At 64.1% G+C, this 21,146-nt stretch carries 17 protein-coding genes; 1 reads left to right on the plus strand and 16 read right to left on the minus strand.

The window, feature by feature from the left end; all coding sequences use genetic code 11:
* Nucleotides 1-1,070: 1,070 nt before the first annotated feature.
* The 16 genes from ACFVJ5_RS30755 to ACFVJ5_RS30830 all read right to left on the minus strand — a co-directional run bounded on the left by ACFVJ5_RS30755 (nucleotide 1,071) and on the right by ACFVJ5_RS30830 (nucleotide 19,909).
* Nucleotides 1,071-2,270 carry a hypothetical protein gene (locus ACFVJ5_RS30755; protein WP_379225507.1) on the minus strand — a complete coding sequence of 400 codons (1,200 nt, stop codon included), beginning with the start codon at nucleotides 2,268-2,270 and terminating at the stop codon, nucleotides 1,071-1,073.
* Between the two features lie 869 nt (nucleotides 2,271-3,139).
* Nucleotides 3,140-3,805, minus strand: a complete 666-nt coding sequence (locus ACFVJ5_RS30760; RefSeq protein WP_379225509.1) for a hypothetical protein — start codon at nucleotides 3,803-3,805, stop codon at nucleotides 3,140-3,142.
* Nucleotides 3,806-4,317: 512 nt separating this feature from the next.
* Nucleotides 4,318-4,668, minus strand: coding sequence for a hypothetical protein (locus tag ACFVJ5_RS30765; RefSeq protein ID WP_379225511.1), 351 nt, complete (start codon nucleotides 4,666-4,668; stop codon nucleotides 4,318-4,320).
* 169 nt (nucleotides 4,669-4,837) lie between these two features.
* Entirely contained in the window at nucleotides 4,838-5,971 is a 1,134-nt protein-coding gene (locus ACFVJ5_RS30770; RefSeq protein WP_379225513.1) for a bifunctional 2-methylcitrate synthase/citrate synthase, read from the minus strand.
* The gene (gene prpB, locus ACFVJ5_RS30775; protein ID WP_379225515.1) at nucleotides 5,968-6,885 is read right to left on the minus strand and encodes a methylisocitrate lyase; all 918 of its coding nucleotides are present in this window, start codon (nucleotides 6,883-6,885) and stop codon (nucleotides 5,968-5,970) included. Before prpB ends, ACFVJ5_RS30770 begins: the two co-directional genes overlap by 4 nt.
* The gene (gene prpD / locus ACFVJ5_RS30780; RefSeq protein WP_379225517.1) at nucleotides 6,885-8,387 is read right to left on the minus strand and encodes a 2-methylcitrate dehydratase PrpD; all 1,503 of its coding nucleotides are present in this window, start codon (nucleotides 8,385-8,387) and stop codon (nucleotides 6,885-6,887) included. Before prpD ends, prpB begins: the two co-directional genes overlap by 1 nt.
* Nucleotides 8,388-8,508: 121 nt before the next feature.
* A complete protein-coding gene (locus tag ACFVJ5_RS30785; RefSeq protein ID WP_379225519.1) occupies nucleotides 8,509-9,861 on the minus strand; it encodes a hypothetical protein in 1,353 nt (450 codons plus the stop codon).
* A 61-nt stretch (nucleotides 9,862-9,922) separates the two neighbouring features.
* Nucleotides 9,923-11,467 (minus strand): aldehyde dehydrogenase family protein, encoded by a 1,545-nt coding sequence (locus ACFVJ5_RS30790; protein WP_379225520.1) that lies wholly within the window; start codon nucleotides 11,465-11,467, stop codon nucleotides 9,923-9,925.
* 10 nt (nucleotides 11,468-11,477) lie between these two features.
* On the minus strand, nucleotides 11,478-13,127 hold the full coding sequence (locus ACFVJ5_RS30795) for an acyl-CoA synthetase (RefSeq protein ID WP_379225522.1): 1,650 nt from the start codon (nucleotides 13,125-13,127) through the stop codon (nucleotides 11,478-11,480).
* Nucleotides 13,128-13,220: 93 nt separating this feature from the next.
* Nucleotides 13,221-14,354 (minus strand): CaiB/BaiF CoA transferase family protein, encoded by a 1,134-nt coding sequence (locus tag ACFVJ5_RS30800; protein WP_379225524.1) that lies wholly within the window; start codon nucleotides 14,352-14,354, stop codon nucleotides 13,221-13,223.
* A 35-nt stretch (nucleotides 14,355-14,389) separates the two neighbouring features.
* Nucleotides 14,390-15,538, minus strand: a complete 1,149-nt coding sequence (locus ACFVJ5_RS30805) for an acyl-CoA dehydrogenase family protein (protein ID WP_379225526.1) — start codon at nucleotides 15,536-15,538, stop codon at nucleotides 14,390-14,392.
* Complete coding sequence (locus ACFVJ5_RS30810) at nucleotides 15,535-16,404, minus strand: alpha/beta fold hydrolase (RefSeq protein ID WP_379225528.1); 870 nt, start codon at nucleotides 16,402-16,404, stop codon at nucleotides 15,535-15,537. Before ACFVJ5_RS30810 ends, ACFVJ5_RS30805 begins: the two co-directional genes overlap by 4 nt.
* Nucleotides 16,404-17,282, minus strand: a complete 879-nt coding sequence (locus ACFVJ5_RS30815) for an SDR family oxidoreductase (protein WP_379225530.1) — start codon at nucleotides 17,280-17,282, stop codon at nucleotides 16,404-16,406. Before ACFVJ5_RS30815 ends, ACFVJ5_RS30810 begins: the two co-directional genes overlap by 1 nt.
* 36 nt (nucleotides 17,283-17,318) lie before the next feature.
* Nucleotides 17,319-17,750, minus strand: a complete 432-nt coding sequence (locus ACFVJ5_RS30820; protein ID WP_379225532.1) for an SRPBCC family protein — start codon at nucleotides 17,748-17,750, stop codon at nucleotides 17,319-17,321.
* A gap of 65 nt (nucleotides 17,751-17,815) precedes the next feature.
* A complete protein-coding gene (locus ACFVJ5_RS30825) occupies nucleotides 17,816-19,015 on the minus strand; it encodes a lipid-transfer protein (protein WP_379225534.1) in 1,200 nt (399 codons plus the stop codon).
* 36 nt (nucleotides 19,016-19,051) lie between these two features.
* The gene (locus ACFVJ5_RS30830) at nucleotides 19,052-19,909 is read right to left on the minus strand and encodes a MaoC/PaaZ C-terminal domain-containing protein (protein WP_379225536.1); all 858 of its coding nucleotides are present in this window, start codon (nucleotides 19,907-19,909) and stop codon (nucleotides 19,052-19,054) included.
* Nucleotides 19,910-20,059: 150 nt separating this feature from the next.
* On the opposite strand from ACFVJ5_RS30830, the gene ACFVJ5_RS30835 reads away from it, so the two are divergent.
* Nucleotides 20,060-21,097 carry an AraC family transcriptional regulator gene (locus ACFVJ5_RS30835; RefSeq protein WP_379225538.1) on the plus strand — a complete coding sequence of 346 codons (1,038 nt, stop codon included), beginning with the start codon at nucleotides 20,060-20,062 and terminating at the stop codon, nucleotides 21,095-21,097.
* Nucleotides 21,098-21,146 lie beyond the last annotated feature (49 nt).

Raw genomic sequence — 21,146 nt, forward strand, 5'->3', positions numbered from 1 at the left:
TTGCACGCCCGACGGGCCCAGTCGGCTCCATGCCCAGATTCGCTAACAAGTCGGCCCGCGTAGCAGAAGTGAATAAGTATGCGAATGACCGCGTTTCAGCTCAGGCGCGCCACGTTGGCCAGCGACTGACCTAGGCGGATACGAGCCGCCAATGAGGGCAACAGAGCCGCGGCGGATGTCGGTCCTTCCTACTCCTCGGCAGACTCGACAGACACAAGCGGCATCTATGAGGCCACGGCTGTCCACCAGACGACTCGCTCGCATCTTCGGGAATTCGATGTTGGCACCTCGGCCGTCTCAGTGGGCCGAGGACGGCACACCCGCTGCTCGCGCGCGGGGCACGTCGTCGCTGTGCTCATCATGGTCGCGCCCGCAGACTCATTCCCGCTCGCGCGGGGAGCACGTGCGGAAGTCGATGCGGGACCGCAGCACTTCGGGCTCATCCCCGCTCGCGCGGGGAGCACAACGTTGCCAACGATGCCGCGTTCCGTCCGAAGGGCTCCGCGTACACGGTGCCTTCCCTGCTCTTGGCGAGCGAACCGCAGACTCGGGCGCGACCGACGAACACCCTGTAATGCCGCTGGGCGCGCGGTCGCGAAGGTCCGCGGCACCAGCCGGCGAACGCACTCAACTGCCGATGAGCTTGCGTTCGGCAGTTGTTGTATGTAACGGCGATCAGCGGCTTCCGCCTTGATTCCAGTCGATGGAAATCTCCGCTCGTGGCGCGAGCGGGGCCACCGCGTTTCGAAGCTCGTCGGTGAGCAAATGCTGCCCACCGCTCGAAGTCGATCACATGCAAAAGGACGCCTTCGGTGTCACCGAAAATCGCCCAGTCCCCGCCGTCAACCGTGTCGGTGATTGGCAAGCATGCTGCGCCGACTCGACGAAGAACCAGACCGCCCTCCCGCCGCCATGTAGCTCCGGTCCCATTGGCCGCCCTAGGCTGCGAGCAGATCGAGCCGCCGTGCTGCACCGATCGGCCCAATCACGGACGCGGCCGGCAAGCCAAGCGACACGTGTTCGCCGTTGCCGATGTCAGAACATCGTGGCGGTTGCGATAAGGGATACCGCTACGGCTTTCCCAGCTGACTTAACGCCACCTCGAGTGTGACGACCTGAATCTCCAATTGCCCACTCTCGATCACAGTGCCCTTGGCTTTCGACAGCGGCGGCACAACGATCAGCACCTTGCCTTTACCCCGGGCTTTGGACCGCTTATCCACCCCCGCCGCAGCCCTGCGAGCCAGGCCCGATTTCATGCTCGCCGTGAATATTGGAATGACCTGGTGCACGACCTCGGTGTCTGTCGCTCCGACTCGCAGATCCCGGTTGCCCGATATATCGGGGTAGGCGCGGCGCGTCGTGTTCCACCCCTGTGCAACAAAGCCTTTTAGAACCTGGCTGGTGAATATTTCGGCACGGACATTACCTACAAATTTGTTGGCGCCTGCGAGAATGATTTCCCGCCTGTCAGCCGTCAGATTGCGGAACTCGCTTTCACGTAGCTCAAGGATTTCGTATGCCAACCTTGCTTGTTCGTCCGTCAAGTATTCGTCAGCCTTCAGGCTGCCAATGGTCAGAAATGTCGGCACATTGCCGGGTTCGTAGGGATTGGGTGCGAGAACATGTTTGGCAACGTATGTCAACTTGGCTTCCAGTCGAAGCTTGAGATCGTAGAGGGTTTGAGATTGCTCCGTAGTATCCTCGCTTGTCAGAGACGCCGAAAGGCTGGCTCGCTCGAACATCTCCAATGCGGCAGGACCCACCGATACCGATTTCACGTGACGAAATAGATCCCATTTGATGATTCTCGGAGAAAGGGCTGTAATTCCGAATACGATTGCCGCCAACCCTGCCATCGCTACGAAACCCGCCGTGGCGGAGGTAATACTTCCCGTCGCGACAAGAACGGCAATTCCGGCAGCTCCTAAAGTAGCAACACTTGCCGCGATTCGGACGATCGCCTCTTCGCTCCACTTCACCAGTACGGCCGGGCGCTTTCGTGACGGCACTTCTATCTCGTATGGCTCGTTGCGGCCATTCCAGGTGAGATACAGCTTTGACGGCACCGAATTGCCATTCGCTCTGGCGAGGCGGAACACGACATAGTCATCTCGCAGAACGGTCTGGCCATTGGGTAGGTGCTCGTGGCTGCACGCGATCTTTGATGGATCGACCCGGACGTTGTTTGCTTCGTCGATGCCGACGTTCGTCAGTTGAAAGTCACCGCTCAGCTTTCTTCGATGGAGGCGCCAGTCTCCGCTCGGCATCCTTCGGCGGAGGCGCCAAAAGCCTCCCGGGAGGTTGGAGGTGTTAATCTCTGGTCTCCTCTCGGTTGCTCCAAGCGGTAGGCATTGACCACGTCGTCACGCGACTGAGCGATCGCCGGTGATGCCGCTGCGCCCCTGGCCGTTTGGTGTTCTCCAGCGGTTCGCTCGCGTCTGGTGTGGAAGCTTTTGGTTCGGGCTGGTGAATATGGTGGTCACGTCCGCGATGCTCACATTGTCATATCAAATGGCTATTATAGCTTTTCATTGGTCACGGAGGGTTCAGTTTGATCGTGTCTCAACCGATGCACGCGGAACCGCGTGTAGCGACGACGTGGTCTACGAGCGCCCGACTGGCGAACGTCGCGGCGATCAAGACCTGGCAGGCAGGTAGGTCGCACGAAAACTACTGGAACAGCTAGGAATTCAAGCGCGGGATCTTTTGCCGAAGTCAGGCCCTGCACCTGCGCCCACATTCGACGAGTACATCGCTCGCATCATCCCTACAGTCTCCGCCGGAACACTGCGGCATACGGGCCTTACTGGCAGCGGCCACAGAATGAATGAGGAACACAGCGCCTCGACGACCCGATCGCGTAGCGGTCGGTGTATTCCCCCGAGAGCGTGCAGGTGGAAACGCCCGCAACCGGACATGCCCTCATCAATCACGCCGACATGAAAGCACCAGCACGACAGACAGATTCAACCTGTTCACTCAGCCTGACCTTCCTCCCGGATGCTCCTCAAACCCCCAGGTATTCCGCATGGCGCCCGCATCCGATCGCTGTGCCGCAGTGGCAATGCGTGCCAGCCGACTGACCGAAGCGTGTCGAGTCCCCCGGCGACCTACCCAACTGCGGGTGGCTCAAGAACTACCGCTCCCACACCAAACTATTGTCGCGGACGACGGGGCGTGCATCCAGCAGGATAGTGCCCTCTTCCAGGCTGTCGGCCAGTGCCGCGAACATCGCAGTGACCGATGTCCACAGTGCTCCCTCGCCGGCGCCCTGGGCGCTGTAGGCGCTGACACAGCCCGACAGGTGCCCGCTGCGGGTGTCGACGAACAGGGTGGTGCCGTCGCGATCGGCGACCGGGACGAACTCAGGTAAGAACAGCTCGCTGGCTTTGCCGGCAGGCTCGGCGCTGAGTGTGACCGGATCGAACTCGGCTGCGAAATCCGGATAACGTTGACGTTGGTCAGCGCCGAGGTCCAGCCACAGGGTTCGGACTTGCTCGCTGCGCTCGATTGCCAGCAGGTCGTAGCCGGGCATGAGCGTGGGCAGATATCTGTCGACGCGACTGAACAACACGGTGAGTTCCGCGGGGAACTGCAGCGACCAACGGTGTTGGACCGCATCGACATCGATTTCGGACGCGGCGGCGAATGCATCCGTGCCGAGCCGGCTTCTCATCCACTGCTGGATCCGGCTCAGTTGGGCACCGAGGTCACCCGGATGGATGGATTGCCGTGGTCGCGTGCTGCCTGTCTCCTTGGTCACAGAGGCAGGCGGCGTCGCTGATCTCGCCGTCGCGGCCACGACTATTGCGTCGGCGACTTCACTCGCCGGGACGGCAGGGTCGAGCAGTCGGTCGATAGTGACCCGAACTCCGTCTAGGTGTCCCTCGACCGACTCCGGGCTGGGTTCGCGTTGCTGGCGCGTGAGATACGCGCGAGCGGTGTCGACGAGGGCATGGGCTGCCTGCGCGAGGGTGTCGGCGTTGCCGTCCAAGCCTGCCGCAGCAGGCGGGACCGACCCGGGTTTCGGGATCGCAACAGTCCATCTCACCTCGAGCCTCCTTTCCCATGCCCTCGCACCGTCACGGTGTCGGGAGATACCCGTTCAGCGCCTGAACGTAGAACGGGTCGTCCAGGATCACCCTATTCCAGTGGTAGAACCAGCGAGCGCCACTGCCACCGCTGCGGTTATGGCTGGGATTGATCAGGCAGACGCGAACAGTCTCCGCTCACAGAAACGGGTCCCGAGGGCATTTCGATGCGAGAGCCGACAGTTGTGACCATGCCGTCAGGGTCGAGGGCCGGGTATGGATGTCATGAAATCACCCAGTTTCGTTCGCATGGTAGGCGCGGCAGCAACAGCGCAGCGGTGTCGGCGAACATCGTCGCGATGGCGTCGGTATGAGAGGCGTTGAAAGCGGCCACAAACCGGCATGCGGCGCTCACGCAGGCCTCGTAGAACAGATCCAAGCAGTCGCCCCCGATGTCGGACCAGTGGATCTGGACAATGACATCCGGCTCTGCGGATGTTGGTTTGAAGCGCTCGAACATGGTGTGCCCAACGAGTGGAAGTGGTTTAACAGGCCTGTTCACTGCAGCCTTGCAGTAGGAACACCGGAAGTCGTCAACGCCCCATTTTTCACCAAGCCCCACGAACAGGGACACAGGTGAAACCTCATGCCGAATCCTGGCGCCGTCCGCGACGTGCAACTAGAACGTCTGCCAGGTTCGGACGAGTAACGACGAGTCCGGTGATCAGAATCGATCCGCCCGCGCGGACTCGACATCGCCGTTCACGCTTTGGCGCGCACTGCCATTCGGTCCGCTGACGTCCCTACGTTGGTTTTGGTAGTACCGCGCGTTGCGGTACCCCGGAGTATTCGCTCAGCGGGCGGATGAGCGCGTTGGACGCGCCCTGTTCGATGATGTGGGCGGACCAGCCGGTAATGCGGCTCATCACGAAGATCGGGGTGAACATCTCGACGTCGAAACCCATCAGGTAGTAGGCGGGGCCGGTCGGGAAGTCGAGGTTCGGTTTGATGCCGGTCGCGTTCACCATCGTCTTTTCGAGTGCGTCATACATGCGCACCCACTTTTCTCCACCCGTCTGTTCGGCGACGTCGTGGAACGCGGACTTCATGGTCGGCACACGCGAATCACCGTTCTTGTAGACACGGTGGCCGAACCCCATCACCTTGTCCTTGGCGGCGAGCTTTGCCACAAGCCAGTCCTCGGCACGGGCGGGATCGTCGATCGCGAGCATGTCGTGCATGACGGCCTCGTTGGCACCACCGTGCAGTGACCCCTTGAGCGCGCCGATCGCGGCGGTGACCGCACTGTAGATGTCCGACTGTGTGGAGGTCACCACGCGCGCGGCGAACGTGGAGGCGTTGAAGCTGTGCTCGGCGTACAGGATCAGCGAAACCTCGAATGCCTTGACGATCGCTGGATCGGGCACCGTACCGAAACACATGTTCAGGAAGTTCTCCGCGAACCCCACATCGGTACGTGGCGCAATCGGGTCGAGCGCATGGCGACGCCGGAAGTCGGCCGCGACGATCGTGGGAAGCACTGCCGTCATCCGCAGCGCCTTCTCCAGGTTCTCCTGGGCCGAGTTGTCATCCTCGGTGGGATCGTCAGCTCCCAGATAGCTGATCGCGGTGCGCACGACATCCATCGGATGGCAGTTCTCGGGCATCTTCGCCAGCAGCGAGAGCATTGACCGATCAGCCCGCCGGAACGCGCGCTCACGCGCGAGGAACAGCGCGAGCTGAGAATCCGTCGGCAGCTCGCCGTGCCACAGCAGGTAGGCGACCTGCTCGAAGCTGCAGTGCGCGGCCAAGTCCTGCACCGGATAGCCGCGGTAGGTCAGCGAGTTGGTCTCGGGCACCACCTTGGAGATCGCCGTCGTGTCGACGACGACACCGGCCAGGCCTTTGCAGATTGTGGGCGATATGGTGCCGGTCATCGCCGACCTCCCTCGACGGTGAAATTGAAGATGCCGGAATCGAATTCGTTGTAGCGCTGGTACCCGAGCAGTTCGTACAGGCGGCTGCGGTGTTGCATCTGGTCGAGCAGTCCGGATTGCGTTCCTGTTGCGGCTATTTCGCGAAGTCCTTGTTCGGCGGCGAACATGGCCAGTCGCAGCGTGGTGACCGGGTAGATGACCGCGTTGTAACCGAGATCTTGCAGCTGCGCCGCGGAGAGCAGCTCGGACTTGCCGAACTCGGTCATGTTCGCCAGCAGCGGGATATCCACGGCAGCGCGGAACTTCTCGAATTCGGACTCGTCCGCGAGTGCCTCGGTGAAGATCAGGTCGGCCCCCGCGTCGGCGTAGGCCTTGGCCCGGTCGATCGCGGCATCGATGCCGTCGATGCCCGCGGCATCGGTGCGGGCACAGATGACGAAGTTCGGGTCCCGGCGCGCCGACACCGCTGCCCGCAGCCGCCGGACCATCTCGTCGGTCGGCACGACAGCCTTGCCGTCGAGGTGCCCGCATCGCTTCGGGTTGACCTGGTCTTCGAGGTGACAGCCCGCGATGCCGGCGTCCTCGAGAACGGTGATCGTGCGGGCGGCGCTCATCGGCTCACCGAACCCGGTGTCGGCATCGATCAGGGTCGGCAGGTCGGTGACCCGGGCGATCTGCTGCCCGCGACCGGCGACTTCGGTCAGGGTGGTCAGACCGATATCGGGTAGTGCGAGGTCTGCGGAGACGACGGCGCCGGAGACGTAGACGCCTTCGAAGCCGATCTCCTGGATCAGCTTGGCCACCAGGGGATTGAAAGCGCCGGGCAGCCGTTGGATGTTTCCGGAGGCTAGGCCCGAGCGGAACACGATGCGTTTGTCGGTGGCGGAGGTGGCGGCGGCGATGAGTCCGGTCATCAGAACAGTCCCTTCGCGAGTTTGGGCGCGCGGGCCAGCACGGCCTCGGGAACGGTGAACGTGAGCTGGCTGAGTTCACCGGGCTTCAGGTCGGGGGTGCGCTGGACGGCGTCGAGGAACCGGTCCTGTTCGACCGGGTCGATGACACCCTCGGCGAGGGCGCAGAACTTCTCGATGTACTGATCGCGGGCGAAGGGCCGGGCGCCGAGCGGGTGCGCGTCGGCCACGGCCAACTCGTCGACGATCACGTCGCCGTTGCGCAACCTGATCTCGGCGCGGGCGCCGAACGCCTTCTCGGTGGGGTCGGGTGAGTGGTAGCGGCGTGTCCACTCCGGATCTTCGGCGGTGGAGATCTTGCGCCACAGCGCGACGGTGTCCGGGCGCTGCGCCCGCTCGGGTGCGTAGGACTGCTCGTGATGCCAGGTTCCGTCCTGCAGGGCGACGGCGAATATGTACATCACCGAATGGTCGAGCGTCTCACGGGAGGCGGTGGGGTCGAATTTCTGCGGGTCGCCCGAGCCGGTGCCGATGACGACGTGAGTGTGGTGGCTGGTATGCAGCACAATGGATTCGATCTGCTCGAGGTCGCCGACCCGCTCACGCATCCGGCGCGCCAGATCGATCGGTGCCTGGCTCTGATACTCGGCCGAGTGTTCCTTGGTATACGAGTCGAGGATCGCGCGCTTGGCTTCGCCGGGTCCGGGCAACGCAACGTTGTACTCGGCATCCGGCCCGCCGAGCATCCACGCTATGACTCCGTCCTCGCCCTCCCAGATCGGCGACGGCGCGCCCTCACCGCGCATCGCGCGATCGACGGCTTCGACGGCCATCTTCCCGGCGAACGCGGGAGCGTAGGCCTTCCAGCTGGAGATCTCGCCCTTGCGTGACTGGCGGGTCGCGGTGGTGGTGTGCAACGCCTGCCCGATGGCCTGGTAGACGGTGTCGGTGTCCAGTCCCAGCAGGGTGCCGATGCCGGCCGCGGCCGAGGGCCCGAGGTGGGCGACGTGGTCGATCTTGTGCTCGTGCAGGCAGATCGAACGCACCAGGTCGATCTGGATCTCGTATCCGGTGGCCAGGCCCCGGATCAGGTCCGCGCCGCTGCGGCCCGCATGCTGCGCGACGGCCAGGATCGGCGGAATATTGTCGCCGGGATGGGAGTACTCCGCCGCGAGGAACGTGTCGTGGAAGTCGAGTTCCCGCACAGCGACACCGTTTGCCCACGCCGCCCACTCCGGCGAAAACGTCCTATCGATTCCGAATACCGTCGATCCGGGACCGAACGGGTGCGCCTGGGCTTGAGCTCGGGCATTGGCGACCGGGCGTCGGGTCAGCGAGGCGGCCGCGACGGCGGCATTGTCGATGATCCGATTGATGATCATCTCGGCTGTTTCCGCGGGCACGCCGACCGAATCGGTGGCGACCTCTGCTATCCGCCAGGCGAGGTGCTCCCCCTTGGGAAAGTGATCGGCGGAACGATGAGTGCGTACTGGATAGGTCTTCAATTCTGGTCCTCCAACGGGAAAGCGACGGCAAAAGCGCCGATCGGCGGTATGCTCAGCGGCCATACGTTGTGACATCGCTGATTGTGTTGAGCTTCAAGCGTTTCGATGGTCAGGAGCGGGCTCACCCGCCGAACAACGCCACATGGGTCGCGCCAACCATCAAGCCGAGCAGCGCGCCGTGCAGGTATAACAGCCAGGCGTCCTGCTCGACCGAGGCGTAGAACATTTCCATGAATTCGCCCGGGGTCAGCAACTGGAATTTGCGAGCGGCGAATTCGTTGATCTTCGCCGCTTGTTCATGCGCGAACTCCCGGTCCTCGACCAGGCTCGGGGCCAAGCCCACCGCGGCGTCGACCGCGCCGATCTCGAGACTGTCGAATCGGCTTTCGCCGAACGCCATTCGCACCATCGATCGGGTGGGGCCGAGCTGGTGGTGGATCTCGGCGGAGATGACGTGCTCGATGAGTCGGCGGGTCTTGTCCCCGTTGGGACCGTCGAGCAGCTCCTTCGACAGGTTCGGCAGCGTCAGTACCTGGCAGGCCAAGACCTGGGCGAGATCCTTTGCCGCCTGCGGCTGCCGTTTGGCCAGCAGCGCCTGCCGCCACAGGTACTTGTACCGCGGCTGTGGATCACCGGGTTCGAACACCATCTTGACCGCGATGACATTGACAGCGACGCCGATCATCGCCGCGGCGACCACGATGATCAGCCAGCCGGGAATCCCTCCGAGCACCGGAATGCTGTGGTGCATTTGCAGGTAGAGAGCTAGAACCAGGCCGAAGGGCCCACCGAGCAAACCGATCCGGACCATGAACCGTAACTCCGGGGCCGCGACAGTCGTGGTGAGATCCTTGAGTATGTACGGATTTTCCTGCAGGTAGCGGATCACGAAGCTCTTGACGTCGATCAGTTGGTCGACGCTGTCGCCCAAGGTGTCGAAGGCTCGGCGACACAAGGCCGGGAGCTCTCGGTCCACCTGCTGGTAGACGACCTGCTTCACCGGTCTCGGCACTGTGCGCCACAATGCCTGGTTCTCCCGCGACATCACCTCGTCGACAAGTGGGCGAACCTGTGCGCGTACGAGTTCGGCGATGTAGTCGGCGATGCCGTCCAGGTCGAGTTCGTCGATGAAGTCACGCGGGCTGCCGATCCGCATGAGCGCCTTGTCGACACAGATACTGGCCATCTTCTCCGCTCGCGCCGGGGTGAAGCCCTGAAATCCGAATCGCTTTCCGTCGCCGGAAAAGACCGGCAGCACCTGCACCCGGCGCGGGAAGTACGGATACAGGACACCGAGGCCCGGGATCCGGATTCCGCGGAAGTGGACCGGCCAGAACAACATCAGTACACCGGTCCAGTTGGTGAGCCAGCCGGCGATGGCACTGAAAATCGAAAAGCTCACGAGATCGAAGAGAAGCCTCGAATGCGCGCTCATCTGCCAGTCGATGAGCCCGCCTGCGGCGAGAGTGGTCATGGCAAAGCTGCCCCACAGCGGCGACGTCGGAGAAACGCAGGGCAACCCGCACCAGCGCCTGTCATTGCCGTCCCCGTGGGCTGACGCCGAACTTTCGGAGACCTCGGCTGGTGACCGAGCGCAGGATTCCGAGCGTGAACAGTGCCTTTCGCCGCGAGTACGGGTACCACAGCAGTTCCTTCTGTGTCGTGGGTATCCGAGGTGTCGTGATCGCTTGCGATCTGCAGTACTTGTGCACGGCGGCTGCACCGCCGAATCGTGTGCCGATTCCTGATGTTTTCCAGCCGCCCATGGGCAGCGTGAAGTTGAACAAATTGGAGAATGCGTCGTTGATGTTGACCGCGCCCACCTCGAGCTGGCGGGCGACACGGGCGGCGCGAGTTTTGTTGTTCGACCACACGGTGGCTGAGAGTCCGAACTCGGAATCGTTGGCCAAACGGATCGCCTCTGCCTCGTCAGCGACCTTGATGACCGGAAGGGTAGGTCCGAAGGTCTCTTCGCGGATACACGACATCGAATGGTCGACATCGACGAGAACGGTAGGCGCGAAGAAGTTCCCGACCCCGGTCGGGCGGCCTCCGGTGACTACGGTGGCGCCTGCGGCGACAGCCTCGTCGACGTGGCGCTTCACGACAGCGAGCTGGGCGGGAGTCGCCAGCGCACCGACGTCGAACCGGTAGCTGTCGCCGTCCTGGCCCTGACGGAGTTCCTCGACATTCTTGGTCAGCTTGGCGAGGAAATCGTCGTACACCGGTGCCTCGACGTAGACGCGCTCCACCGAAATGCACACCTGGCCAGCATTGAACATGCCGCCCCAGGCGATGCCGTTTGCCGCCCGGTCGAGGTCGGCATCGGCCAGCACAAGCGCGGCGTCCTTGCCCCCGAGCTCCAGACTGCACGGTTTCAGCAGCTCACCCGCCCGCTGGGCGATGATCCGGCCCGTGTGCGTGGAGCCGGTGAACTGGACGTAGTCGACGCTGTCGACTACAGCCGCCCCCGTGTCCCCGGCACCGGTCGTCACCTCCAGGACCGGTGGCGCGCCGATCTCTTTCCAGCCCTGCACCAGAAGTACCCCGGACAGCGGCGTCACTTCCGACGGTTTGAGCAGTACCGCGGCACCCGCCGCGAGGGCGGGCGGAATATCGAGAGCAGGCATGCCGAAAGGGAAGTTCCACGGAGTGATGACCCCGACTACCGGATACGGCCGATACACCACGGCCAGCCGCTTCGGGAAGACCGCGGGGCTGTGCGGGGTCGGGTGCCGATCGGCCATGAACCGCTCGGCCCGGCGGGCATAGAAGCCGAAGATGTCAGCGGCGGCGGGGCCCTCGATCGACGCATCCAGTCGCGGCTTCGAGGTCTCCGACTGGACGACATCGGCGATCCGGCCGGCGTTGTCGATCAGCCAATCCTGATACCGCAACATCCAGACTTTTCGGCCTTTCGGGCCGAGAGCTTCCCATTCGGGCTGGGCTGCCCGCAGCGCGCGACCCTTGGCGGCGACGATGTCGGGTGAGTCGTTGGGCACCGTACCGACGACGCGCCCGTCGGCAGGATTGCGCACCTCGATGTCGGCGCGATTCGCCGTGGGGTCCACGGATGTCATCTGTGACTCCTCAGAGTTGGATCGCGGTGAGTTTGTTGCGCAGCAACTTGCCGGTGGCGTTACGGGGGAGCTCATTCATGAAGACGACATCGCGGGGCACTTTGTGCCGAGCGAGGTTCGCCTTGACGAAGTCTCTGATCTCTTGGGGATCACGGCGCGAATCCGGTCCGGGAACAATGAAGGCGCGCAAGCGTTTTCCGAAATCTTGGTCCTCGACGCCGACCACCGCCGCGTCGTGCACGTCCGGGCGCTGGACGAGCAGGTTTTCCACTTCGAGCGGGAAGACGTTCTCGCCGCCGGAGACGATCATGTCGTCGTCGCGGCCGTCGACGAAAAGCAGTCCGTTGCTGTCGAAGTGGCCGACGTCGCCACTGGAGAGTTTGCCGTCGACGATCTCCTTGTTGGCGCCGTCGGTGTACCCGGCGAAGCTCAGGCCGCTGGAGACGAAGATCGTGCCGACCATTCCCGGTTCTGTGATCAGGTTGCGGTCGGCGTCGTAGACGGCAACCCGGCAGCCGACGGGGGGCTTGCCTACAGTGCCCGGCGCCGTGCGCATGTCGGCCGGTGTCGCGACGGCCGCAACCGCGACTTCGGTGGATCCGTACAGGTTGTACAGGACCTCGCCGAAGATTTCCGCCGCGCGTCTGCTGAGGTCGGGCGACACCGATGAGCCCGCACAGAAGATCACTCGCAGACTCGAAGTGTCGTACGCGGCGAGAATCTCCGGGCCGACGTCGAGGATCCGCTGCAGCATCGTCGGAACGACGACCAGCGCCGCCGCCCGATGTTCGGCGACATTGCGCAACGTCTGCTCCGCGTTGAACTTTCGCTGCTGGAAGACGATCTTGTTGCCGAGCCCCAGACCCAACAGGAACTGCGACAAGCCGGTGCCATGGAAAATCGGAGCGGCCATCACGATGGCGTTGTCGCGTGGTAGCGGCACCCGGTCCAGGAATTGCGCGGATATCAAAGGGGAGGCGGTATCTCGGGGTGCGCCCTTCGGTGTCCCGGTGGTTCCACTGGTCAGAATCACCATTCCGCCAGGCTTGGCCGGGGTCGGCATGGGATCGGTCCCCCGCCCGGCCAGCAGGTCGTCGATCGTCACTGCATTCGGCGCGACGTCGTCGGCGTCATCGACCCAGGTGAGCACGCGGGGGATGCCACTGGGAACAGCGTCGAGCACGCCGGTGAATTCACTGTCGTGCAACACGGCGCTGACGCGTTCGCGGGCCGCGACATCGGCGAACTGTGGTTTCGCGAATCCGGTGTTCATCAGCACCATCCGCACGCCGAGCTTGCCGAGGGCCAGCATGGCGAGCACCATTCCCCGGTGGTCACGGCTCAGCACCGCGACGACGTCACCGGGTGCGATTCCGGTGGTCGCCAGTCCACGGGCCAGTGCATTCGATTGCCGGTCGATGTCGCCGAAGCTGAGAGTGCCGCGCTCGTCGACGATCGCAGGCGCTCCAGGATGCAGATCCGCGCCGTGCATGACGGTGGCGGCGAACGGCCCGAACCGGTCCGCACGCCGCGACAACCGGACCAGCTGGTCGGGACGCAAGGGGTTCATCAACCCGCGCTTGCGCAAGACATTGACACCCCGCGCGAGATCGGCGACAGCGCGCAGCCGATCCAGAGACTCAGGAATTACGTCGAGCATTTCATTGGTCCTTTCACCGCGGCGCTGCCGTCCCACGGGAGGCAGCGCTTGCCCTCGAACTCGTACTGCGGCATGGCGTTTCCCTCGACCAGCTCAGACGACGGTCCCGGACTGGACCAGTCCGGCAGCGTCGGTTGCGGTGATCCCCCAGGCCGCGAGGGTCTCGAGCAGGTCGCGCCCGTCGGCATCCATCGGCACCGGGTGCGCGCTCGCTGTACGGCTGAATCGCGGGGCGGGTGCCGGCTGGACGATGCCGCCGACCTCGACGAAGGCGTCGCGTGCCTGGTTGTGTGGGTGCTCGTGGGCTTCCCACGGTGAAAGAACCGGGGACACACAGGCATCGGAGTCGGCGAACAGATCCGCCCATTGCGCGCGGGTCTTGGTCCGGAAGGCATCGCCGATGAGCTTTTTCAGCTGATCGAACCCGGCCGGGTCGATCTGGAACGGCAGACCCGAGGCGTCGATCTCGAGCTTGTCCAGGAGTTCGGCGTAGAACTGCGGCTCGACACAGCCGACAGCCATGAACTTGCCGTCGGCGGTTTCGTAGGTGTCGTAGAAGGGGGCCGCGCCGTCGAGCATGTTCTCCCCGCGCGGGTTGGGCCACATGCCGCCCGCGTGCATGCCGTGCAGGAACGACATCAGGGTGTTCGCACCATCGACCATCGCCGCGTCGATGACCTGTCCCTTGCCCGACCGCTCTCGTTCGTAGAGGGCCGCGAGCACACCCAGTGCGAGGAACAGGCCGCCGCCGGCGAAGTCGCCGAGCAGGTTCAGCGGTGCGTGCGGACGTTCTCCGGCGCGCCCGATCGGCTCGAGCGCACCGGCAACGGCGATGTAGTTGATGTCGTGGCCGGCGCGGGGCGCGAGCGGCCCGTCCTGACCCCACCCCGTCATCCGGCCGTACACCAGTTTCGGGTTGAGTTCGAGCAGCGTGTCCGGCCCGATCCCGAGTCGCTCGGCGACGCCGGGACGGAAGCCTTCGACGAACACATCCGCGTTGGCGATGAGTTCATGGACGACCGCGACGCCGGCGGGATCCTTGAGGTTCACCGCGATACTGCGGCGACCACGATCGAGCGGACCGGCAGGCGCGACGACGCCGGCCTGACCGCTCGCCCGGTCCACCCGCAGCACCTCCGCGCCCATATCGGCCAGAATCATGCAGCCGAACGGTGCCGGTGCGAGACTTGCTATTTCGACTACCTTGACTCCGGTCAATGGACCCATCGTCTGTTCACTCTCTATCGAAACGGGTTGTGGGACTACAGGCTTCGCGCGATGAGTTCCTTCATGATCTCGCTGGTGCCGCCGTAGATCTTCTGGATACGCGAGTCGGCGTACATGCGGGCGATCGGATACTCGACCATGTAGCCGTAACCGCCGAAGACCTGAACGCAGCGGTCCACGACAATGCACTGCTGCTCGGTGAGCCACCACTTCGCCTTGGCCGCGGTGGTGATGTCGAGCTCACTGCGCAGATGCTTCTCGATACAGCTGTCCAGATACGTCCAGCACACCGAAGCGAGCGTGTCGCATTCGGCGAGTACGAATTTGGTGTTCTGGAAGCCGAAAATCGGCTTGTTGAATGCCGTGCGCTCCTTGGCGTACTCGACGGTGACCTGTACCGCCTTCTCGACGGTCGCCGCTGCCGAGACGGCCAGGATGAGTCGCTCCTGAGGCAGTTGCTGCATGAGCTGGATGAAGCCTTGCCCCTCGACACCGCCGACGACATTGCGGTGCGGCACCCGGACGTCCACGAAGTTCAGCTCGCAGGTGTCCTGGCCGTGCTGGCCGACCTTCTCCAGGTTCCGGCCGCGCGAGAATCCCGGCAGGTCCGCGGTTTCCACGCCGATCAGCGAGACATCACCGATTCCACCGTCATCGGAGGTTTTGGCAACCACGATGACGAGGTCGCACAAGAATCCGTTCGAGATGAAGGTCTTGGCGCCGTTGATGACGTAGTCGTCGCCGTCTTTGACCGCACGGGTCTTGATGTTCTGCAGGTCCGAACCGGTACCCGGCTCGGTCATGGCGATAGCCGCCACCAGCTCACCGCTGGCCATCTTCGGCAACCACGCGAGCTTCTGTTCCTCGGTGCCGTAGGCATTGATGTAGTGCGCGATGATGCCGCTGTGCAGCACCCCGCCGAAACTCGGCGCGAGCGCCCGAACCTGTTCGATCGCGATGATCGCCTCATGGGCGAAATCGCCACCACCACCGCCGTATTCCTCGGGGATGCTGGCACACAACAGACCGAGTTCACCGGCTCGGTGCCAGACCTCGCGGTCGACGTGTTGCTGCTTGCCCCACCGTTCTTCGTGCGGGGCACAGTATTTGATGAAGAAGTTGCGGGCCAGTTCGGCGACCTGATCGAGGTCTTTGTTCATCCAACTGGATCGGTGCGTGGTCACGAGATATCCCTTGTTTCGGTAGAGATGCCCGCCAATTCGCGTGCGAGCTGGGCGATTACGGCGGTGGCATCGAGCTGGGGGCAATGTCCCGCGTGTGGCAACACGACCAGGCGGCTACCGGGATTGGCCGCGTGCAATATGCGACCGGCGGAGACCGGAACCAGACGGTCGCGAGCCCCCTGCACGACGACCATCGGCACCCGTACGCCGCCATGATCATTGTTTTCGTCGAGCTCGTCTTTGAGTCGGGCACCCAAGCTCATCAGCCGATGGGTTTCGGCGGGGTCGGCGGCGACCGCGACGAGTTCTGCCACCGTGTCGGGGTCGACCGCGGACCTGCGCCCGTACAGCAAGCGTGGGCCGACCTTGGCGACGACGGCCCGATGAAGTCTGGCCGAAAAGCCGAGGGCAGCAGACAGATGATTGGCTGCGATGATCGGGCCGAGCCCGATCGAGACGAGCCGCTTCCAGGTGATCCCCGCCGTATCGAGGGCAACGACCCCCGCGACCGGAAGGTCGCTGTTTCGGCTCGCCCGCAAGGCCAGGGCAGCGCCGAGCGAGTTGCCCATCAGCACCACGCCTTCGGGCCCGGCATTCTGCCGAATTGCCTCGGTGAGGAACATATCCAGCTGCGGCACTAACGCTCCCGGCTGCAAACGATCGGCGCGACCGAAGCCGGGCAGGTCGACGGCTACCGCCGCCTGCCCGGCCGCGTGCAGGTGATCTAGGGTCTGACGCCAGGCTTCCGAGGCGTGCGCGAAACCGTGCACCAGCAGGATGGTGGGGCCCATGCCGGCCACTACCAGTTCACGCGTCTCGTACCCGGCGTAGCTGGCGCGTCGCTCCACACTGAACGACGTGCTCATTACGACCAGCGATCGAACTGCGCGGGAAGTTCGTCGAGCACCCACGGTCCGTCGATCTCGACTGTCTCCTGGAAGGTCCAGCCTTCCAGCAGCGAGACCGCGCCACCCTGCACGGCGAGCACTTTGCCGTTCAGCGGGCACTTCTCACTGGCCAAGTAGGCGACGATGGGGGCGATGTTCGCCGGGCTGAAGGCATCGAACTCGCCTTCGGGTACCTCGGCCGCGAAGATCGCGCTCATCCCCGGGGTGGCGAGGGTGAGCCGAGTGCGGGCCACGGGGGCGATAGCGTTGACGCGCACCCCATATCGGGACAGTTCCTCGGCGGCAACGAGCGTCATCGCCGCGATGGCGGCCTTGGCGGCGGCGTAGTTGACCTGGCCGGGAAGTACCGAGAAGGTGCCCGACGCGGAGGCGGTGTTGATCACCGAGGCATTGCGCGGGGTTCCCGCCTTGGACTGCGCTTTCCAGTACACCGCGGCATGACGCATCAGGTTGAAGTGGCCGTGGAGATGCACTCCGAGCACAGAGTCCCACTGCGATTTCTCGATGCCGGCGATGAACGCGTCGCGCAGGATGCCCGCGTTGTTCACGACGATGTCGAGGCCGCCGAACTCTGAGATGGCCTGGTCGACGAGACTCTGCGCGCCATCCCAGTCAGCGACACTGTCGGTGTTGGCCACGGCCTTGCCGCCGGCGGCGATGATCTCCTCGACCACCTGCTGCGCCGGACCGGCGTCGGTCCCGCTGCCGTCGTTGCTGCCGCCGAGGTCGTTGACGACGACGCTCACGCCCTGCGTGGCCAGCAGCAGTGCGTGCTCACGCCCGATGCCACGGCCCGCACCGGTGACGATGGCGACGCGATTCTCCGTTGAACCCATGTGAATTCCTTGTCTACGTTCCGGTATCGAGATCTGTCAGGCGACGAGGTCGGCGAGCCGGAGCAGCGAGGCTTCCAGCTCCTTGAACGCGGTCCGCTCGATGGCCTTGCCGATCGCGCCGACCATCATCTGGCTGATGAACTCGGCCTCGATCTTCGCGACCGACCCGGCCCCCGAGGCCTCGACGGACATCGTGAAACTGACCTTGGCGTTGGCCATACCGACGCCGGAGATCGTGAAGGTGTTGGGCGCGTCGTAGTTGGTGACGTCCCACTCGATGGTGTTCGGCATTCCCATGATCGAGAGGACTTCACTCATCTTGTCGCCCTGCGCGACCGAGGTCGGCGGCTGGGACTTCCACTTGTCGTGCATGGTGTTCCATTCCGCGTTGCGGCTGGGGTCGGCGATGATCGCCCACACCTTGTCCTGCGAAACCGCGATTTCCTTCGACGCCGATGCCTGTGCCATGTGTCTTTTCCTTTACTCGAATAGCGTTGCTGGAGAGTGGTCTTGCCGGTGTGTGTCGTGGTGGGTCAGCGCGCGGCCGGGCGGTAGGCGGTCACCACAGCCGATCCGCCGAGCCCGATATTGTGTGCGAGCGCGATCTTCGCGCCGGAGACCTGGCGCTTGTCCGCCATGCCGCGCAGCTGCCAGTTCAATTCGGCGCACTGGGCCAGGCCGGTCGCGCCGAGCGGATGACCCTTGGAGATCAAACCGCCGGTCGGGTTGACGACCCAGCGACCGCCGTAGGTGGTGTCGCCGGCGTCCACAAGTTTGTGCGCTTCGCCTTCGGCGGCGAGTCCGAGTGCTTCGTAGGTGAGCAGCTCGTTGGCGGCGAAGCAGTCGTGTAGCTCGATCACGTCGATATCGTCGGGACCGATCTGGGCCTGCTCGTACACCTCGAGAGCGGCGCGGCGGCTCATATCGCCACCGACCAGAGTGATCAGGCTGCCGCTCTCGAAGGTGCCCGGAACATCGGTCACCAACGACTGGCCGACGATCTCGATGGCCTGGCCCGCGAGGTCGTTCTCCTCGACGAAGCGTTCGCTGACCACGATCGCGGCGGCGGAACCGTCCGAGGTCGGCGAGCACATCGGGCGCGTCACCTGGCCCGCGGCGTAGATCATCTTGGCGGACTTGATCTCGTCAGCGGTGTAGCTGTCCTGGAACTGCGCATACGGGTTGTTCACCGAGTGCAGGTGATTCTTGACCGCGATCTGCACCATGTGATCCGGGGTGGAGCCGTACTTCTCGTTGTGCTCGAGACCGGCCGCGCCGAACATCCAGGGCGCGGGCGGGAACGAGATCTCACGCAGCTCCGCCATGGCCAGCAGATGCCGCTGCATCGGCTGTTCGCGGTCCTCGTAGGTGGAACCGAGCGAGCCGGGCTGCATCTTCTCGAAACCGATGGCCAGGGTGCAGTCGGCCAGGCCGCCGCGAATCGCCTGGGCAGCGAGGAACAGCGCGCTCGAACCGGTCGAGCAGTTGCTGTTCACGTTGAAGACGGGGATGCCCGTCAGGCCGAGCTCGTAGACGGCGCGGTGACCCGAGGTGGATTCGCCGTAACAGTAACCGGCGTAGGCCTGCTGCACTTTGTCGTAGGCGATACCGGCGTCCTGCAGGGCTTTGGTGCCGGACTCTTTCGCCATGGCCGGGTAGTCCCAGCCTTCACGACGGCCGGGCTTTTCGAACTTCGTCATGCCGACACCGACGACGAATACGCGATTGCTCATTGATCTGACTCCTTGACGTGAGTGTGCTGGGACGGGCTACGCGATCTCCGCGATGCCGTCCTTGATGAGAGCGTCGCCGTCGCCGCTGGCGCTCTCGAACGTGTAGACCTGGCGTCCCTCGGTCTCGCCGGTATGCCAGATCGATGTGGTCATCAGCTGCTCGGGCCGCGCGGGCTTGCTGAAACGGACCGCCAGGCGCTGCAGGCGCGCCGGATCGTCGATGGCGACCTGGGACAGCACCGCGTGCGAAGTGAACGCCATCGTGCACAGCCCGTGGATGATGATTCCCGGCAGTCCCATCTGCTTGGCGAAGTCGTCGTCCAGGTGGATCGGCATCGGGTCGCCGGCAGGTTCGGCGTAGCGGAAGGTCTGGTCCTTGTCGAACTGCTGCTCGACAACGAAGTCGGCTGCACGCTCACGCAGCGACTCGTCGAAAGAGTGTGCCGGCGCGGGTGTTCCGGCCTCATGGGGCCAGACACCACCTTTGAAGAAGCCGGAGAAGTACTGCTCGTTGACCAGCGCGCCCGCGGCGTCCCTGGTCTCACCGATGGTCGTCACCACCACGCCGGTCGACTTGCCGTGGATGCCGACAACCTTCGACCGCACCGTCAGCGTCTCACCGGGCACGATCGGGCGATGGAATCGGAAATCCTGCTCGCCGTGCAGAATTCGCATCATCAGTTCGTCGGGAACGACTCCCATCGTGGTGTCGGCCAGGTCCGACAATGCGGGCACGACGGCGAACACCGGGGGCGCGTAGGTACCGTCGAGGTGCTGCGCGATCGGGTCATTGGTCGCCTCGGCATACGCGATAGCGCGTTGCTTCTCGACCGGGAATTCGATTTCCGAACTCCACGTACCGATGCCGTCGACGTTGAACACGTGCTCGGACATTCACCATCCTCCTCGACTCAGCGTGGCCGCGAACACGGCCGCATCGCTCGTAACTCGACGCTACGGACGGCACGGACCGTTCGAAATGACTCGACCTCGCGTAGTTCGTGACCGAAACGCGCATTCCGCTCGCGCTGCTAGATTTCCTGTGTGGCAGCACAGGGCGGAAAAGAATCGGTGACGGCAGGGCGCACGGTGGCGATTCAGTTCGTCCGAGCCGCGATGTCCACCGCGGCGGCCCGCGGCATCGATATCCGCGGCGCCTTGAGCAGCGCACGCATCACTCCCGAAATGCTCGGACACGATCGGGTCCGGGTAACCCGTGCGCAGGCGATTCAGGTCGTGACGGCATTGTGGAAGCAGACCGACGACGAACTCGCCGGACTCGGACCACGCCCTGTTCCCCGCGGCGTTTTCCAGATGATCACCCTCGGCCTCATCCATGCGCCCGATCTACATACCGCGCTGACACGGTTCACCGAATTCACGACACTCACCACAGGGATGCGGTCGGAGTTGATCGTGTCGGGCCGCCGTGCCCAGGTGGTGATCGACAGCGGTTCCGACGTCGCGCTCGACCCGCTGGTCGTCGACATCGGCGTGGCGGTCATCCATCGCCTCGCATCGTGGCTGATCCGCAAACAAATCCGGCTGACTTCGGTGGACCTGCCGTTTCCCGCACCGCCGTATGCGGCCGAGTATCGACTGATCTACGGGGCGATGCCGAGCTTCGATGCCGCGTGCGCCGCCTTCAGCTTCGATTCGATGTTCCTGGCGGTTCCGGTCGTGCGCACCGAACCGGAGCTCACCGCGTTCCTGCGGACGGCACCTGCTGACCTGCTCTTCCGCACTCGTTATGACGTGACCACCGCAGACCGGGTACGCAACATCCTCGAACGCACGAATTCTCCCGACTGGCCCGACACCGAGGATGTCGCCAAACGATTGTCGGTGAGTGCTCAGCATGTCCGGCGGCTACTCCGGGAAGAGGGCACCTCGTTCCGCGTGATCCAGGAGGACATCCTGCGTGACCGCGCCATCGACAGCCTCGTCCGCGGCGAGGAGACCATCGAGGAACTCTCCGAGCGGCTCGGCTACTCCGAGCCGAGTGCGTTTCGCCGCGCCTTCCGGCGGTGGACCGGTATCGCGCCGGGCTCATATCAGACCGAGAATCCCCTGACCGCGTAGTGCGCGGTTCGGTCACACATTGTGCGCGCTCCGGCCCTGTCATCGGTCC

The sequence above is a fragment of the Nocardia sp. NPDC127606 genome (genome assembly GCF_042671725.1).
In the GTDB taxonomy this organism is placed as follows: domain Bacteria; phylum Actinomycetota; class Actinomycetes; order Mycobacteriales; family Mycobacteriaceae; genus Nocardia.

Bases quoted from the DNA above. Each gene is read 5' to 3' on its own strand.
- ACFVJ5_RS30790 (WP_379225520.1), bottom strand. From the start codon at position 11,467: ATGACATCCGTGGACCCCACGGCGAATCGCGCCGACATCGAGGTGCGC.
- ACFVJ5_RS30820 (WP_379225532.1), bottom strand. From the start codon at position 17,750: ATGGCACAGGCATCGGCGTCGAAGGAAATCGCGGTTTCGCAGGACAAG.
- ACFVJ5_RS30810 (WP_379225528.1), bottom strand. From the start codon at position 16,404: ATGAGCACGTCGTTCAGTGTGGAGCGACGCGCCAGCTACGCCGGGTAC.
- ACFVJ5_RS30755 (WP_379225507.1), bottom strand. From the start codon at position 2,270: ATGCCGAGCGGAGACTGGCGCCTCCATCGAAGAAAGCTGAGCGGTGAC.
- ACFVJ5_RS30825 (WP_379225534.1), bottom strand. From the start codon at position 19,015: ATGAGCAATCGCGTATTCGTCGTCGGTGTCGGCATGACGAAGTTCGAA.
- ACFVJ5_RS30830 (WP_379225536.1), bottom strand. From the start codon at position 19,909: ATGTCCGAGCACGTGTTCAACGTCGACGGCATCGGTACGTGGAGTTCG.
- ACFVJ5_RS30770 (WP_379225513.1), bottom strand. From the start codon at position 5,971: ATGACCGGCACCATATCGCCCACAATCTGCAAAGGCCTGGCCGGTGTC.
- ACFVJ5_RS30800 (WP_379225524.1), bottom strand. From the start codon at position 14,354: ATGGGTCCATTGACCGGAGTCAAGGTAGTCGAAATAGCAAGTCTCGCA.
- ACFVJ5_RS30795 (WP_379225522.1), bottom strand. From the start codon at position 13,127: ATGCTCGACGTAATTCCTGAGTCTCTGGATCGGCTGCGCGCTGTCGCC.
- ACFVJ5_RS30785 (WP_379225519.1), bottom strand. From the start codon at position 9,861: ATGACCACTCTCGCCGCAGGCGGGCTCATCGACTGGCAGATGAGCGCG.
- ACFVJ5_RS30815 (WP_379225530.1), bottom strand. From the start codon at position 17,282: ATGGGTTCAACGGAGAATCGCGTCGCCATCGTCACCGGTGCGGGCCGT.
- prpB (WP_379225515.1), bottom strand. From the start codon at position 6,885: ATGACCGGACTCATCGCCGCCGCCACCTCCGCCACCGACAAACGCATC.